Annotated in this window: 1 pseudogene; it reads right to left on the reverse strand. The window is 60.5% G+C overall.

Annotation, left to right across the window (positions count from 1 at the left end):
• A pseudogene (locus FC814_RS22625) lies at positions 1 to 314 on the reverse strand (cellulose biosynthesis protein BcsC); the annotation flags it as partial.

Raw genomic sequence — 314 nt, forward strand, 5'->3', positions numbered from 1 at the left:
GCGTCTTTGTAGGTTTCCAGCGCCTGCTCCGGATCGCCCGCCTGCGCTTCAAACCCTGCACCATCACGCAGTACCATTGCACTTTCCATCGACGGCGGCTGAGATTTTGCCTGCGGGATCAGCTTGTTAAACGTCTGCTGCGCCGCTGCGGTATCGCCAAGCTGCGCCTGTACCAGCGCCACGCGCCGCTGTGTATTCAGTGAGGTATTATCGGTGGCTGGCAGTTTCGCCAGCTGGCTGCGTGCCGCCGCTTTGTCACCGGCGGCGATATCCACTTCCGTCAGGCCAAGAATGGCATCAACGTTAGCTGGCTC

It is taken from the genome of Escherichia sp. MR, assembly GCF_005280595.1.
Classification (GTDB): domain Bacteria; phylum Pseudomonadota; class Gammaproteobacteria; order Enterobacterales; family Enterobacteriaceae; genus Escherichia; species Escherichia ruysiae.